Annotated in this window: 1 protein-coding gene; it reads right to left on the bottom strand. The window is 55.8% G+C overall.

Annotation, left to right across the window (positions count from 1 at the left end; all coding sequences use genetic code 11):
• Positions 1–339 (bottom strand): immunoglobulin-like domain-containing protein (locus tag ACI77D_RS29410; protein WP_407018114.1); only part of this gene is annotated, 339 nt, incomplete at both ends.

Raw genomic sequence — 339 nt, 5'->3', positions numbered from 1 at the left:
CGTTACGCCTTTGATAGCGGTCGTTACGGTTTGGTCGCCTTTGTACACATCATTTGGAGCTACAACCGAAACGGTGCCGCTCGACTGGTTCACACCGATAGTGATGGTCTGGCCGTTGTCCAAGGTCACGGTCAGCGGGTTGGTGATGTTAGTCACCGCGTTACCCGACTTGTCGACCAGCGACGCGGTGTAGACGATGTTGCCGCCTTCGCCGACGGTAGTAGTAGCGGTCAGAACCACATCAACTTTATCGATGGTGTCGTTGATCGTGGTGGTCGCGCCGTTGCCAGCAACTTCCAGCTTCTCGAAGTTACCGCCAGCAGCGTCAGTGATCTTGAC

The sequence above is a fragment of the Pseudomonas sp. O39 genome, from assembly GCF_045447295.1.
GTDB classification, from domain to species: Bacteria; Pseudomonadota; Gammaproteobacteria; order Pseudomonadales; family Pseudomonadaceae; genus Aquipseudomonas; species Aquipseudomonas antarctica_A.
This window is presented reverse-complemented; position numbering and strand designations above follow the sequence as displayed.